The following is a 14,881-nucleotide window of genomic DNA, read 5'->3' as shown; positions in this document are numbered from 1 at the left end:
GTCCCGGCACGGGCGCGGCCTGGGGCCGACGACTCGGCCGGGATCCGCGGCGGCCTCCCGGGCCCCCGGCGCCCAACGGCCGGACGGTCTCCAGGCACAGCCGGTTCGACGCGCGGAGCCGCCTCCGGATCCGGCTTCGCCGCGCAGGGGTGCGTGTCGCCGCCGGTCCCTTCGTCCGGCGGCCTTCGGGGCGACTTGGCCATGAAGCGCAGGGCCTGTCCGCCCGGCGAAGCCCCCTTGTCGCTCGGTGCGGGAAATGGTGCGAGGAGGCGGTGGGGGTGAGCCAGACTCGTCCCCGCCCGCAACGGCCGCCAACTGGCGCCGGTGTGCGCCACTGTTCGGGGTGCCTTCCGCTGTCGGCGGCAGAAGGCACCCCGTGGAGCGCCCGGCAGCACAGGCCCGCGCCTCACCCGGTTTCCACCCGAACGGATGGTGATTTTCGGCTTCCGGGGCCGAAGCCCCGCCGTGCCTCGCACACTGACCCGGCGATCAACGAGCCGATCATCGACGGGGGCGGGGACATGACGCAGGAATCGAACCAGGGCACGGATCCGGGATCGCGCCGGGGGGCGCACCGCGAGGAGGCCCGGAACGAGGCCGCACCGCACGCCTTCGGCGCGACCACCCCCGAAGAGGCCGAGCACCTCATGCACCAGATGTTCGCGCACCACCAGAAACTGACGGTGCGGTTCGACAAGCGAATACCGGTGCGGTTCGGTGCGCACGTCCTGGCCACGGTCCCGGCGCACCTCACCCGCATCACGATGTCCTGCGAACTGGACCTCTTCGCATCCGAGCTCGGCCTCTACTACACGGGCACGGTCCGCAGCGGCAGCCTCTCCATGCACCAGGGCGGACAGGGCGTGGTGCTCTCGCCCCACCACGACAGCCCGATCCTGCTCGACCCCCGGGCCCACACGCGTATCCTGCACACCCCGCCGGCCCGGTTCTGCGTCCTGGGCATCGAACCCACCGCCCTCGAAAGCGTCCTCGCCGACCACCTCGAACGCCCGGTCAAGCGGCTGCGCTGCGACAACACCACCACGGCCGGCACCGGCCGGGGCCTCCTGCCCGACCGGTTGATGCGGCTCCTGGAGGACGAGGTCACCGGCCCCACCGGTCTCCTGGACCCCGGTCCGGTGGCCGACCGGCTGTGGGAGACGGTCCTCACCGCCCTCCTGTACGGGGGCCGCCACCAGTACAGCGACGAGCTCCGCACGCCGACCGCCAGGCTCAGCCCCCGTACCCTGCTCCGGGCCATCACCGCGATGGAGGCCGACCCCGCGCACCCGTTCACACTCGCCGAGCTCGCCCGCATCGCCGACGTCGGCCCCCGCGCGCTGCAGAACGCCTTCCGGCAGCACCGCGGCACCACCCCGCTCGGCCACCTGCGACAGCTTCGGCTGCGAGCCGCCCACGGAGAGCTCCTGGTCGCCGAACCTCCGACGACCGTCGGCGAGGTCGCCGCCCGCTGGGGCTTCGCCCACCCGGGCCGCTTCGCCACCCTCTACCAGCAGCACTACGACCGGCCGCCCTCGCACACCCTGCGCGGAGGCGCGCGATGAGTCCGGCCCTGTGGGGGCACCGGCGCACGCGACCGGCGGCGAATCCTTTACCCGGTACGACTGTTCCCCCGTCCGGGTGGACGGCCTGGCGCGAGGGCGGCCCGGGAAGGGTGCGGCGCTTATAACTGGGCCCGTCATATTGATCAACTGATGGGTCCTCACCATGTTGCAGGCCGCTCTCCGGGTCCTCGCCGCCGTCTCCCTCGTCACCTTCGCCGCCATCACCCCGGCAACCGCCGCTCCCGTCGCTCCCGTCGCCGTCGACGACGACTTGACCAAGCCCTGCGGGCCCACCGACGACTACAGCTCCTGGGACTGGTACCGCACCACGACCGACCACACGCTCGGCTCCGCCGTCGAGGCCGGCGCGGCCGACGAGCGCTGGCAGTGGCGCAACGACACCAACGCCCTGTGGCGCGGTGACACCAGGGAGACCGTCGACGAGATCTTCAAGGCCGGCTTCACCCCGCGCGGAGACCGGCTGACCCCGCTCGCCGAGTACATCGTCAAGGGCGGAGGGCAGAACAGCGCACATCTGAGCACCAGTTGTGAGAAGTGGGTGGCTCAGAAGTTCGCCACCTACGGAGCCGCGAAGACGGGCTGGGTCTATCAGATCCACGCACCCGGCGGCATCGACGTGAACGCCACGGCTCACCTCAACCACTACGACTCGCCGTACCTCTGGAACAGGGAGATCGACTTCCCCGGCGGCGTCAAGGGCCAGTACATCAAGGGCGCTTGTAAGTACCACCTGACCCGCACCGACCCGGTGACCAAGGTCGGCACCTGGGAGGAGCTCGGCTGCAAGAGCAACGCCGGTTTCGCCCCGTACAAGATCGACCTGAACGCTCTCACCGCCGCCTTCTGAGACCGCGCGCCGGGGCCGGCCGCAGCGCTCCCCGGGAAGCCCTCCGGCGGCCATCGCCGCCGGAGCGCGCCCGGCCCCGGCGGCACCGGCGTCGCCGCTCACAACTCCCCTCTCCACAGCCTCGGTTGAAGTACTGGTAGGAAACCTTCCTATCCACTACTCTCCCTGACGGCGGCTTGGCGCGGTGCCCTACTTGCCATGGGCATGACGCGCTCAGTGAGAGCTCTGACCCGGCCGCCGTGTTGCCGCCCCCTGCCCGGGGGCGGCGATCCGCACCTGTGTCCAGCTCTCGCCGTCCCCCCATGCCAGGGAGTCCAGGTATGCGCCTGAACGTCTCAGCCCACCTCCCCCCGTCCCACGGCAGACATCCCACCCTCCTCCTCACCTTCGCCTCCGTGTTCGCGCTCGTCGGCGGACTCCTGCTCGCCTCCTCAGGCCCGGCCGGGGCCGCCGCCGACCCGATCGTCTCGAACGGGAAACCCGCCACCGCCTCCTCCGCCGAGACCTCCGCGCTCGGTGCCCAGTACGCCTTCGACGGCGACCCCGCCACCCGCTGGGCCAGCGCCGAGGGCGCGGACCCGCAGTGGGTCCGGGTCGACCTCGGAGCCACCGCCGCCGTCTCCCGGGTCAAGCTGACCTGGGAGGACGCCTACGCCAAGGCGTACCGCGTCGAGATGTCGGCGGACGGGGTGACGTGGACCCCGATCGCCCAGGAGACGGCGGGCGACGGAGGCACCGACGACCTGACCGGCCTCACCGGCAAGGGCAGGTACCTGCGCGTGTACGGCACCGCGCGCGGCACCTCGTACGGCTACTCGCTCTTCGAGGCCGAGGTGTACGGCACCCTCGACGGCGGCCCGCCGCCGACCGGTGCCTTCACCGTGGTCGCGGCCGGTGACATCGCCGCCCAGTGCACGGCGTCCGACAGCAAGTGCGCCCACCCCAAGACCGCCAAGCTCGCCCAGCAGATCAACCCGAAGTTCTATCTGACGATGGGCGACAACCAGTACGACGACGCCCGGATCAGCGACTTCCGCAACTACTACGACAAGACCTGGGGCGCCTTCAAGGCGAAGACCCGCCCGGTCCCCGGCAACCACGAGACGTACGACCCGGCCGGCTCCCTCGCCGGATACAAGTCGTACTTCGGCAACATCGCCTACCCGCAGGGCAAGAGCTACTACAGCTACGACGAGGGCAACTGGCACTTCGTCGCCCTCGACTCCAACTCCTTCGACAAGAGCGCCCAGATCGACTGGCTCAAGGCCGACCTGGCCGCCAACAGCAAGAAGTGCATCGCCGCCTACTTCCACCACCCGCTCTTCTCGTCCGGCGGGCACGGCAACGAGCCGGTCTCCAAGCCGGTGTGGAAGATCCTGTACGGCGCCAAGGCCGACGTGGTCCTCGGCGGCCACGACCACCACTACGAGCGCTTCGCCCCGCAGGACCCCGAGGGCAAGGCGAAGGCCGACGGAATCGTGCAGATCGTCGGCGGGATGGGCGGCGCCGAGCCCTACCCGATCGAGGAGATCCAGCCCAACAGCCAGAAGCGGATCAGCGGCCCCTACGGCGTGCTGAAGATGGACTTCACCGACTCCGGATACGGCTGGAGCTACGTCGGCGTCGACGGACAGGTGAAGGACACGAGCCCGAAGTACAGCTGCCACTGATGTACTTGGCAGCCAACGGCCGCCCGGATGCGCCGCCCCACCCCACTGGGGTCGGGCGGCGCGTTCCCGGCACCGTCATCGCGCTCGGTGCGGTCAGCCTCGTCACCGACGTCTCCTCCGAGATGGTCACGGCGGTGCTGCCGCTCTACCTCGTCCTGGGCCTCGGCCTCTCCCCACTCCAATTCGGCTTCCTGGACGGCCTGTTCAACGGAGCGACCGCGCTCGTCCGACTGCTCGGCGGGCGGCTCGCCGACCGCGGCGGGCGGCACAAGCGGGTCGCGGGGGCCGGCTATCTGCTCTCCGCGCTCTCCCGGCTCGGGCTGCTCCTCGCAGGCGGCGCCACCGGAGGGATCGCCGCCTCGCTCGCCGCCGACCGGCTCGGCAAGGGCATCCGCACCGCACCGCGCGACGCCCTGATCTCCCTCAGCGGCCCGCCGGAGACGCTCGGCCGCTCCTTCGGCGTGCACCGTGCGATGGACACCACGGGCGCGCTGCTGGGCCCGCTCGTCGCCTTCGCCGTGCTGTGGGCGACCGCCGACGCCTACGACGCGGTGTTCGTCGTCAGCTTCGCCGTGGGCCTGCTCGGCGTACTGCTGCTCGCCCTGTACGTACCGGGCGCCGCCTCCGCACCGCGCACCCCCTCAACCACCGTCAAGCACAAGGCACTTCGCGACCCCGCCTTCCGCCGCATCCTGTACGCGGCCTCCCTGCTCGGCGCCGCCACCATCGGCGACGCCTTCCTGTACCTGCTGCTCCAGCGCTCCCTCGACCTCCCGCCCACCCTGTTCCCGCTGCTGCCGCTCGGCGCCGCCGCCGGCTATCTGCTGCTCGCCGTCCCGGTGGGCCGGATCGCCGACCGGACCGGGCGCCGCCTGCCGTTCCTGCTCGGGCACGCCGCCCTGCTCGGTGCGTACGCCGTGCTGCTCGCCCCCGTCTCCTGGACGACCCTCGTGGTCGTCCTGGCACTTCTGGGGATCTTCTACGCGGCAACGGACGGCGTCCTGATGGCGCTCGCCGGTCCCCTGCTGCCCGCGCACGGCCGGGCGAGCGGGTTCGCGATCCTGCAGACCGGCCAGGCGCTGGCCCGGCTGGTCGGCGCTGCCGGGTTCGGGGCGGTCTGGACGTTCTGGGGGCAGGGGCCCGCCCTGTGGGTGGCGGCACTCGCCCTGGCCGGGGCGCTGGCCGCTGCCTGGCGCGTCCTGCCCGCCCCGGCCGGCGGCCCGCCGCGCCCATCGCCCCAGTCGCCGCCCTCTCCCGCCCCGGAGGCGTCATGAATCTCCGCCGAAACCGAAAGCTCCGCCTGGTCCTCGTCGTCGCCGCCGTGCTCCTCCTCGGGGGCGGCTCCGTGGGCTACGTACTGCATGCGCGGCAGCGCGAGGTGCCGCAGCAACAGGCCCACGCGGACGCCTCGTTCACCCTCGCCGAGCCCGGGCTCTACTTCAGGGACGCGACCACCGGACGGGTCGCGCGCCAGCCCGGCCGCGCGGCGCCGCGCGTGAACGGCGGTCCCTCCTGCGACCGGTTCTACGCGGCGGGGCAGCGCGCCCTGTGCCTGCGGAAACTCCCCGGAGTGCCCGCCCGCTCCCAGGCCCTCGTGCTCGACCGGCAACTGAAGGAGATCCGCCGGGTGACCGTCGCGGGCATCCCCAACCGGGCCCGTGTCTCCGCCTCGGGACACCTCCTGTCCTGGACGACCTTCGCGACCGGCGACTCCTACAGCACCACGGCCTTCTCCACCCGTACATCGATCCTGGACCTGCGCACCGGCTTTCTGGTCAAGTCGATGGAGGAGATCCCGCTGACCGTCGACGGGGCCCGCTACCACTCCGCCGACGTCAACTACTGGGGTGTGACCTTCGCCCGCGACGACAACCGCTTCTACGCCACCGTCTCGTCCAAGGGCAATACCTACCTCGTCGAGGGCGACCTGCGGAAGTGGTCGGCCAAGGCGCTGCGCAAGAACGCCGAATGCCCCTCGCTGTCACCGGACAACACCCGGCTCGCCTTCAAGAAGAAGGTCTCGGACGACCCCGAGGCGCCCTGGCGGCTCCACGTCCTCGACCTGGCGGACATGCGCGAGCACCCGGTGGCCGAGACGCACAGCGTCGACGACCAGGCCGCCTGGCTGGACGACGCGACCCTCGGCTACGCCCTGCCGGGACGCGACGGCCGCAAGAGCGACATCTGGTCGACCCCGGCGGACGGCACCGGCACCCCCCGCCTCACGGTCCCGGGTGGTTCCTCACCGGTCACGGTGCGCTGAGCCGGGAGGCCGGCGGACGGTCCTGAGCGGCGGAGGCGCCCACGGTGCGGCTGGACGGCCTTGGGCCGGAGAGCGCGAGGGTGACCACCGGCGCCCTGCCCCGCGGGCCGTCCGCTCGTGCATTGTTCCTGACCCACCCCCCCCCCGCCGGGGGCCATGTGGCACGGTGCGCGTGAGAGTCAACTAGGCTCTGTGGAATGCTTGTTGGTTTCGTATCGAGCCACGTTTCCGGCCGCGCGTGGGCCGGTTGTCCGGGGGTGCGCGTGTGAACGCCGTAGAAGTTCAGGTATCCGTGCCCGGGGGTGGACCTGCCCTCGCCGAGCTGCGTGGCTTCCTGCGCAACCACCCGCGGAGCAGACGCCTGGCCATCAGCTCCCGGAGTCGGCGTGATGACGGCAGCATGGGCACGCTGGATGTGCTGAACGTCGTCCTGACGCAGTCGGCCGCCTACGGGGCGCTCGCGGTGGCCCTGCATGATTCATTGCGCAACCGACGGAGGGCGACCGGGCCGACGCCCCCCACCATCACCCTCACCCGGGGCGACATCACGCTGCAGGTGTCGGGGGAGCACTCGGCCGAGGCGATTCAGCGGCTCCTTCAGTCGCTTCCCGAACCCCCCGCGGCCACGGACGACCCGGATGCGGACGACCCGGATGCGGACGACCCGGATGCGGAACCGGAGCCCGCACCGTGACCCTCCCGGTGCCGGGTCAGTCCCGTGCGGTGCTGATCGGCGCTCACACCTACGACCACTTGCCAGAGCTGGCCGGGGTGCAGGGCAACGTCGAAGGGCTGCGGGACTTCCTGGTCGGCGACGACGGGTGGAGGCTGGCCCCGGAGCACTGCCTGGACCGGCTGCAGTCGACCGACTCCAGGGGCCTGCTCGATGAACTGGCGGCCTCCGCGCAGGAAGCGACGGACACCCTGCTCATCTACTACGCGGGCCACGGTGACTCCTCCCCCGGCGACCCGGAGCTGCGCCTCGCTCTCCCCGATGTGGACGTGGACCTCCCGCATCGCTGGCTGCGCTACTCGGACGTGCGTCAGATCGTGACGCATTCCCACGCCGCCCGCCGCGTGGTCGTACTCGACTGCTGCTTTGCCGGTCGAGCCGTCGACGGCGGTATGTCCGCGACCGTCGGCCGCCCGGCCGGGGAGAGGTTCTTCGAACTGGCGGACATGGAGGGTGCGGTCGTCCTGACCGCAGCATCCGGCCAGGAAGAGGCGGTGTGCCCACCGGGAGCGAGGTACAGCGCCTTCACCGGGGAGTTGCTGCGGCTGCTGCGGGAGGGCGTGACGGGGCCGGTGCCGCAGCACCCGGAAGGGCGTCGCGGTGAGGAGCTGCAACTGCTGGACATCGCCACGGTCTACGCCTGCCTGCGCGACAGTCTCACGGGGCGTGAGGTGGCCGGACTCGTGCTGCCCGAACCGCAGTTGGGGACCCGTAACCACGGCGGGGTCATCGTGCTCGGCCGCAACCCGGGCTACGCCGGCGTGGTCGCGCAGCCTGTCGAGCCGCTGCGTGGACCGTCGACGCTCGGCCCGGTGGACGCGGTGTTCGTGGGCCGCGAGGATGCGCTGGCCACGATCGAGGCCGCCTCCGAGGAGGTCCTGCAACCCGGTGGTGGCCCGGCCGTGGTGCTGGTGCACGGCATGGGCGGGGTGGGGAAGTCGGCGCTCCTGGGGCAGGCGGCGGTGCGGGTGAAGGACCGCTTCCCTGACGGGCGTTTCGAGATCGACCTCAATGGGTTCGAGGAGGCGGCGGACGGTGGCCCCGGCTCCGGAGCGGCGGCACCGGCCACGCCTGAGGTGCTGCTGGAGAGGCTGCTGAGCTGGGTGGGCCATCCTCGTATCCCGGCGGGCCTGCAGGAGCGCCGACGCGAGTGGCTGGCCTGGCTCTCCGGCCGCCGGGTCCTCCTGGTGCTGGACAACGCGCCCGACGCCGACCTCGTCGTCCCTCTCTTCCCGGGCCCGGAAGCCCACTGCCTGTGCCTGATCTCCAGCCGCAACCAGGACTTCCCCGTCGCCCAGCACCGCAGGATCCCGCTGGGCGAGCTCGACGAGGAGTCGGCGGTGCGGCTTCTGCGGGAGATGAGCGGGCTTCGTCCGGACACGATCGATGACGGCCAACTCACCGCGCTGGCACGCCAATGCCGCCACCTCCCCCTGGCCCTGCGGCCGGCCGGAGCGAAGTTGCGGCACGCCGATCCAGCGGACGTGCTGTCCGCCATGACCGACGGCGATGACGCGGATGGCGGGCCCTTCGCCGAACTCCCCACGGCGGACGAGGCGATCCGTCGCGCCTTCCGCACCTCCTACGCACCCTTGCCCGAGCATCTGCGCACGGTGGTGCGGCACTGCGCCTGGCATCCGGGACGCACCTATCCGAAGGACTCCATCGCCGCGATGGCGGGCCTCTCGCCAGGGGCGGCGGCGCTGCGTCTTGGCGACCTTGTGGACGTGCACCTGCTGCAGCGCGGCCCGGATGGGCAGGCGGCGTTTCACGACCTGTTCCTGAACCAGGCGAGGCGGGCGACCGCTGTGGATGCCGTCATGGATCGGACGGCAGCCCGTGAGCGGCTGTACGGCCACCTCCTGACACACCTCAGCGCGGCGCTGCTGCCCCTCGCCGGTCGAACACCCCGCCGTGTGGCGTCGACGGCACGAGCCTCCTTCGACGGACCGCAGGAGGCACTGGCGTGGCTGCGTTCGCACTCCGACGAGCTGGAGGCGGCCTCGGCGGGGGCCATGACCGACCGCTGGGACAGGGCGAACCGACTGGCCATGGAATGCGCCCGCTGGCTGCGCTACGACGGCCGTCACGACACAGCTGTCGGGTTGTGCCGGCAGGCGCTGGAGCTGGCCCAAAGCACCGGCGACACCCAAGGCCGGACCAACGCCCTCACCGGCCTCGCCCACACCCACCGCCTCCGGGACGAGCACGACACAGCCGCAGCGCTGTACCAGCAGGCACTGGACCTGGCGAAAGCCACCGACAATCCCCGCGGCCAGACGTACGCCCTCACCGGGCTCGCCGCCACCCACCGTCTCCAGGGCGAGCACGACACAGCCGCAGCACTGTACCAGCAGGCACTGGACCTGGCGAAAGCCACCGACAATCCCCGCGGCCAGACGTACGCCCTCACCGGCCTCGCCGACACCCACCGCCTCCAGGGCGTGCACGACACGGCTGTCGGACTCTACGGGCAGGCACTGGACCTGGCGAAAAACACCGGCGACCCCCGCGGCCAGACGTACGCCCTCACCGGGCTCGCCGCCACCCACCGCCTCCGGGACGAGCACGACACAGCCGCAGCACTGTACCAGCAGGCACTGGAGCTGGCCCAAGGCAGCGGCGACCCCCGCGGCCGGACCAACGCCCTCACCGGGCTCGCCGCCACCCACCGCCTCCGGGACGAGCACGACACAGCCGCAGCGCTCTGCCGGCAGGCACTGGAGCTTGCCGAAGACACCGGAGACGGCCTCGGCCAGGCCAACGCCCTCACCGGCCTCGCCGACACCCACCGCGCCCAGGGCGAGTACGACGCAGCTCGCCGGTGCTTTCTTCAGGCGCTCGCCAGCTACGAGTCCATCGGCGCCCAGGAGTGGGCCAAGTACTGCCGCGACCAGCTGCACGAACTCGGGGACCGTCCCGGCTGACCCCTCCCGCAGACGTACACGAACAGCCCGGGTCCCCCCTGAGCGGGACGGGCCATGACCTCCACCTGGACATCAATGGCGTCGCACTCAAGAGAGGGCACTCCGTCACGGGCATTTCACCGAATTCGTCGCGGGATCAATGGAACAGTTGCGGTCGACGCCCCCGATCGGCACCTGCACGCGCAGGCGCACGATCCTGTACGCCTCACTGTCGAAAGGCGCCGGGACGATCGTCTGGAATTCGGTGGGCCAGGCACCGCCGGGCGGCAGGCGACCGGGCTGGAATGCGGGGTTGGCGGCGAATACGTATCCGTTCAGCTTGTCCAGGGAGCGTTGTCTGTCCCACGCCCCGCAGAGCGACCTGACCTCGTCGATGCCGAATCCGCGTGCCGCCCGGTAGAAGCCGATGAGGTTCGAAGGGAGGTCCTCTCCCGCGTACATCGAACTCGGCGGGGCGAAGGGAATCGCATCGCGCCAGGACTGCGTCTGTTCGAATAGAAGTCTCCGTTCCTCGCGTTGACACTGTCCTCGGTGATCTCCCGCTGCAGCATCGGCCCGTGTACGGCACGGGGCGTCACCGTCAGCCGTGTCGCAGGACCCGGTAGCGCGATCGTCGAGGCGACTGCCCTCGCCTCCCGTTCCGCGTCGTCGTCGGCATCGCTCACGCGGAGGCAGGCCATCGGCTGTCCACGGCCGGGAGGGAGGCCCGATTGCTGGACGACGTGGGTGAGTTCGTGAGCGAGGAGCCGAGTGCCGCTCGCCGAGGCGGGGCGGTAGTGGCCCGGCGCGAAAGCGATGTCCGAGCCGACGGTGAACGCCCGGGCGCCGAGGGCGCGGGTGGACGCGGACGCCTGGCCGTCCAGGTGGACGCGGACACGGGAGAAGTCGAATCCGAAGCGTGCGCCCATGTGTCGCGACGTGTCCGGATCGAGCGGTCGGCCGGGCGACGGAAGGTCACCGCAGCGTTGCACGAGCCCGTGCGGAACGTGCGCCGCCTGCACGGTCTTCGGTGCGGAGTCGCCGGGCGCTGTCCGGTCGTTCGACTTGCTCGTCCTGCTCGACTTCTCCCGGGCGTACATGGACGCCATGGTCCGCCGCACCCGTCACCGTGCCGTCACGGCGCTTGACCACAGAGACGTCCGTGCTGCGTGGTGTGACAATGGAGATGCGGGTCCCGCTCTGCGGGATCCCGGACGTTCGGAAGCTGCCATGTGCGCGCAACCAGTGCCTCAGTGGAATCCTCGCCGTCCCGTGCCCCCACCCGGCATGCCCTCGGGCAGGGGCTGGTTCGCCCGCCACAAGGTGCTGACCGTACTGCTGGCGATACTCAGCGTCATCGTGGTGGCCGGGGTCCTGAGCAGTTCCGGCGACGGTGGTCGGCCGGCTGGATCGGGGACGGCCGCGGTGCCGCTCGGAGAGACCCGGCAGGACGCACCCCGGCAGGACCCGACGCCCGGGCCCGGAGAGCCGGTCCGGGACGGGAAGTTCGAGTTCACGATCATGAAGATCGAGCCGGGCGGCAAGCACCTGGGCGGCGAGTTCGGGACCGATGCACAAGGCCGGTATCTCCTGGTCCACATGACCGTGAAGAACATCGGTGACAGGGCGCAGTACTTCGACGGCTCCGACCAGAAGATGATCGACTCCAGGGGCAACGAGCACAGCGCCGACACCGGGGCAGCGATCTTCCTGGAGAACAGCCGGTCGTTCTACAACCAGATCAACCCCGGCAACACCGTCGAGGGCATCGTCGTGTTCGACATCCCGGGCAATGCCCGCCCCGTACAACTGGAGCTGCACGACTCCCTCTTCAGCTCGGGCGCAACGGTCCGGCTCGTCCCCCGGTGAACGGTCCGTACCGCCGCGCCTTCCCCCGGCGGGTCAGATCGCCATCGCCTCCTGGGTCCACCTGCTCACCCGGTACGGAACCCACCAGGCCAGCGGGCCGAGGCGCAGGACGAGGTTCTCCTCGGTGAAGTCGTCCAGGGCGTCCTTGGGCACCGACTCCGGCAGGGCCCCGTAGGCGAGCGCGTCGACTGCGGTCCTGTAGTGCGGTTCATCGGCCGTGAAGCGCTGGAGGTTGCCCCAGCGGCGGTCGCGGATCTGGAAGAAGCCGGGGCCGTTGCGCCACAGGCACTTGCCCAGGTAGTGGCCGCTCCGCCAGGTGGCGAGCGCGGTGTCCGCGTCGGGTGTGCCGTGCAGGGTGCGCGGCGGCTGGAGGTGGCTGAGGACGCGCGGGTCCTGCGGGCGGGCCGGATCCAGCAGGAGGTCCCATTCGACGAGTACGGCGCGGGCGGTGAGGTCGCGGACCAGGCTGAGCGCCCGTACGGTGCGGCGGGCCGCGGCGAGGTCCCCGGTCGCGGTGAGGTCGACGGCGTCGGCCAGGGCGACCCGGCGGGCACCGAGGTCCCAGAGCCGGCCGCTCTCCTCGGCCACGGGCCCGGTGAGCGGGAGGTCTCCCAGGAACATGCCGGGCAGCGCGCAGGCGGCCTCGTCGTAGTCGCGCCAGGCGGTGACGCTCAGGGGGGCGGTGTCCTCGGCGGTGGCGAGGGCTGAGTCCATGGCTGGGGTCCTTGCGTGTCGTCGGGCGGGGGGGGGCGGGGAGGCGGCGGGGAGGGGTACGGGGCAGAGCCGGGGCGGGGCATGTGAAGGCGGCGGGGCGGGGATCAAGCCGGTACGGGGATCAGGCCGGCACAGGGATCAAGCCGGTACGAGGATCAGGCCGGTACGGGAGCCTGGCCGGCGCGGGGATCAAGCCGGTACGGGGGCCCGGCCTGGCGCGGCGTTCGCAGCGGGATCCGCAGCAGCCCCCGTAGCGGCACCCGCAGCGGCTCCGGCGTCGGTGATCCCCGTGCTCGGGCCCGTGCCGTGGTCCGGTGCGCCCGCGGCATGCATGTGACGCATGAAGTCCAGCCGGAGGAGGTCCTCGTTGACGGCTGCCGGGGCGAGGTGGACGTACTGTCCTGCGTCGGTGAACACCAGCCCCTCCCCCACCCATTCGGTGAGCAGCGCCTCGATGTCGGCCTCGGTGCGGGCGTGTCCCGGCACCCTGGCGGTCGCCTTGCGCAACAGGGCGGCGGGCGCGTGGGGTTGGTCGAGGAGGCGGAAGAGGGCGAGCTCGAAGGGGTCGGTGAGTTCCTTCGTACGCCAGGGGAAGGCGCGCCGCCTGCTGACCAGGACGATCCGGTTCCCGAGGTCGGTGTGGGTGAGGCGGGAGTCGGCGTGGTGCTTCTTCCACAGGGCGAGGGCGTCGTTGAGTGCGGAGACGGTGGGTTCGGTGATGCCGCGCTCAGGGGCCTCGAAGACGTACGCGAGGTCGTAGAGCTCCTCTTCGGGGAGGTCGTAGGTGAAGCGGTAGTGGGCCTCGGGGCGCAGTCCGTCGAAGCCGAGTTCGGGGCGGTTGAAGTAGGGGCTGAAGCGTTCGATGGCGATGCGGGCGGAGAGGTCGACGGGCGGGTCGAGGTGTTCGAGTGCGGCAAGCTGGCCGATGACGCCTTCGTAGTCGTCCGCGCTCTCGCCGGGGAAGCCGTGGAGGTAGTTCCAGGAGACGGAGAGGCCGGTTTCGGCTCCGTCGCGCAGCATGCGGACGTTCTGGCAGCCGCTGACGCCCTTGTCCATCAGGTCGAGCACCCGGTTGTTGAGGCTCTCGATGCCGGGCTGGACGTAGATGAGGCCCGCGTCGGAGAGGGTGCGCAGCTGGCTGCGGCGCATGTTGGCCTTGATCTCGATGTGCAGGCGCAGGTCGTAGCCGCTGTCGATGATGCGGGGCAGCACGGTGTTGAGGTAGCCCATGTCGAGAATGTTGTCGACGACGTACATGTCGAGGACCTTGTGCCTGCGTGCCAGGTCCATGATCTCGTCGTAGAACACGTCGGGGCTCTTGCTGCGGAACTGCATGAAGGAGCCGTTGAGTCCGCAGAACGTGCAGTGGTGCTTCTCGCCCCACCAGCAGCCGCGCGCACCCTCGACGACGAGTTTGGGCTCGACCCAGTTGCGGGCGACGGAGGCGGCGAGGCGCTCGAAGTAGCCGCTGTAGTCGGGCGGCAGGATGGTGGCGGGCGGCAGCGGGCTGGTGGCCATGGCGTTGGCGACGGACGTCCCGTCGTCCGTACGGCGGCACAGTCCGGAGACCGTGCTCAGGTCGTCGCCCGCGTCGAGCGCGGTGAGCAGCTGCGGGAAGGCGGCCTCGCCCTCGCCCCGTACGACGAAGTCCACGAAGGGGAAGTTGCGGTGCAGGGCCGCGCCCTGCTCGGCGTCGCAGTTGGCGCCGCCGATGACCGTCCTGATGTGCGGGGCGAGCCGTTTGACGTGCTTGGCGGCGGCGAGGGCGGCGGTGTTCTGCTGGAAGGTGGAGGTGAAGCCGACGACGTCGGGCTCCTCCGCGACGATGCGCCGGGCCATCTCGTCGACGAACTCCGGTACCACTGCGTGCAGTTCGTGGGACATCTTCATCCGGGCCTTGTTCAGCCGGGTCCGCATGGTCCGGGTGAATTCCGCCTGCCGCCAGGCGGGGTCGTCGTACAGGGCGGAGGAGAACACCCAGTCGCCGCAGCCCATGAAGTACGAGGACAGCGCGTAGTACTCGTAGTCCTCGGCGGTGAACTCGGTGCGTGCGGTGATCCAGTCGGTGAACTCCAGGTTGGCGTGCAGTACGGACGCCGACGCACCGGGCACCCGCTCGTCGACGCTGCGTTTGAGTATCCCCAGGGCGAGCGACGGAAGGTCGATGGGCGACCAGGGCATGTTGACCAGCAGTACACGCACGGGGGCTCCTCTGCGGAGATGGAGGCGGCGGGGTGGGGGCCGCCGGGGTGGGGCGGCGGGAGCGGAGCCGGTCCGGGGCGCGGAACGCCCC

11 protein-coding genes and 1 pseudogene are annotated in these 14,881 nt (G+C 71.2%); 8 read left to right on the top strand and 4 right to left on the bottom strand.

Annotated elements, in window-relative coordinates; genetic code table 11:
• Positions 1 to 521: 521 nt before the first annotated feature.
• From ACWGIG_RS27220 to ACWGIG_RS27190, 7 genes are all read left to right on the top strand, one after another.
• Entirely contained in the window at positions 522 to 1,565 is a 1,044-nt protein-coding gene (locus ACWGIG_RS27220) for an AraC family transcriptional regulator (protein WP_453324312.1), read from the top strand.
• Positions 1,566 to 1,728: 163 nt separating this feature from the next.
• Positions 1,729 to 2,433: a scabin-related ADP-ribosyltransferase gene (locus ACWGIG_RS27215; protein ID WP_453324311.1), complete on the top strand. Its 705-nt coding sequence runs from the start codon at positions 1,729 to 1,731 to the stop codon at positions 2,431 to 2,433.
• 320 nt (positions 2,434 to 2,753) lie between these two features.
• Entirely contained in the window at positions 2,754 to 4,103 is a 1,350-nt protein-coding gene (locus ACWGIG_RS27210) for a discoidin domain-containing protein (protein ID WP_453324310.1), read from the top strand.
• Entirely contained in the window at positions 4,103 to 5,377 is a 1,275-nt protein-coding gene (locus tag ACWGIG_RS27205; RefSeq protein WP_453324309.1) for an MFS transporter, read from the top strand. The genes ACWGIG_RS27210 and ACWGIG_RS27205 overlap by 1 nt, the downstream gene beginning before the upstream one ends.
• Positions 5,374 to 6,366 (top strand): hypothetical protein, encoded by a 993-nt coding sequence (locus ACWGIG_RS27200; protein ID WP_453324308.1) that lies wholly within the window; start codon positions 5,374 to 5,376, stop codon positions 6,364 to 6,366. Before ACWGIG_RS27205 ends, ACWGIG_RS27200 begins: the two co-directional genes overlap by 4 nt.
• 238 nt (positions 6,367 to 6,604) lie before the next feature.
• The gene (locus tag ACWGIG_RS27195) at positions 6,605 to 7,060 is read left to right on the top strand and encodes an effector-associated constant component EACC1 (RefSeq protein WP_453324307.1); all 456 of its coding nucleotides are present in this window, start codon (positions 6,605 to 6,607) and stop codon (positions 7,058 to 7,060) included.
• Positions 7,057 to 10,026 (top strand): caspase, EACC1-associated type, encoded by a 2,970-nt coding sequence (locus tag ACWGIG_RS27190; RefSeq protein WP_453324306.1) that lies wholly within the window; start codon positions 7,057 to 7,059, stop codon positions 10,024 to 10,026. The genes ACWGIG_RS27195 and ACWGIG_RS27190 overlap by 4 nt, the downstream gene beginning before the upstream one ends.
• Before the next feature lie 105 nt (positions 10,027 to 10,131).
• Here ACWGIG_RS27190 and ACWGIG_RS27185 read toward each other — a convergent pair whose 3' ends face one another.
• A complete protein-coding gene (locus tag ACWGIG_RS27185) occupies positions 10,132 to 10,467 on the bottom strand; it encodes a hypothetical protein (protein ID WP_453324313.1) in 336 nt (111 codons plus the stop codon).
• 275 nt (positions 10,468 to 10,742) lie between these two features.
• Positions 10,743 to 11,105 (bottom strand): annotated as a pseudogene (locus ACWGIG_RS27180) (eCIS core domain-containing protein); the annotation flags it as partial.
• A gap of 187 nt (positions 11,106 to 11,292) precedes the next feature.
• Here ACWGIG_RS27180 and ACWGIG_RS27175 point away from each other — a divergent pair.
• The gene (locus tag ACWGIG_RS27175) at positions 11,293 to 11,874 is read left to right on the top strand and encodes a DUF4352 domain-containing protein (RefSeq protein WP_453324305.1); all 582 of its coding nucleotides are present in this window, start codon (positions 11,293 to 11,295) and stop codon (positions 11,872 to 11,874) included.
• 33 nt (positions 11,875 to 11,907) lie between these two features.
• Here ACWGIG_RS27175 and ACWGIG_RS27170 read toward each other — a convergent pair whose 3' ends face one another.
• Positions 11,908 to 12,588 carry a DUF5825 family protein gene (locus tag ACWGIG_RS27170; protein WP_453324304.1) on the bottom strand — a complete coding sequence of 227 codons (681 nt, stop codon included), beginning with the start codon at positions 12,586 to 12,588 and terminating at the stop codon, positions 11,908 to 11,910.
• Positions 12,589 to 12,777: 189 nt separating this feature from the next.
• Positions 12,778 to 14,790, bottom strand: a complete 2,013-nt coding sequence (locus ACWGIG_RS27165; protein ID WP_453324303.1) for a RiPP maturation radical SAM C-methyltransferase — start codon at positions 14,788 to 14,790, stop codon at positions 12,778 to 12,780.
• Positions 14,791 to 14,881 lie beyond the last annotated feature (91 nt).

The sequence above is a fragment of the Streptomyces sp. NPDC054863 genome (genome assembly GCF_053610825.1).
This window is presented reverse-complemented; position numbering and strand designations above follow the sequence as displayed.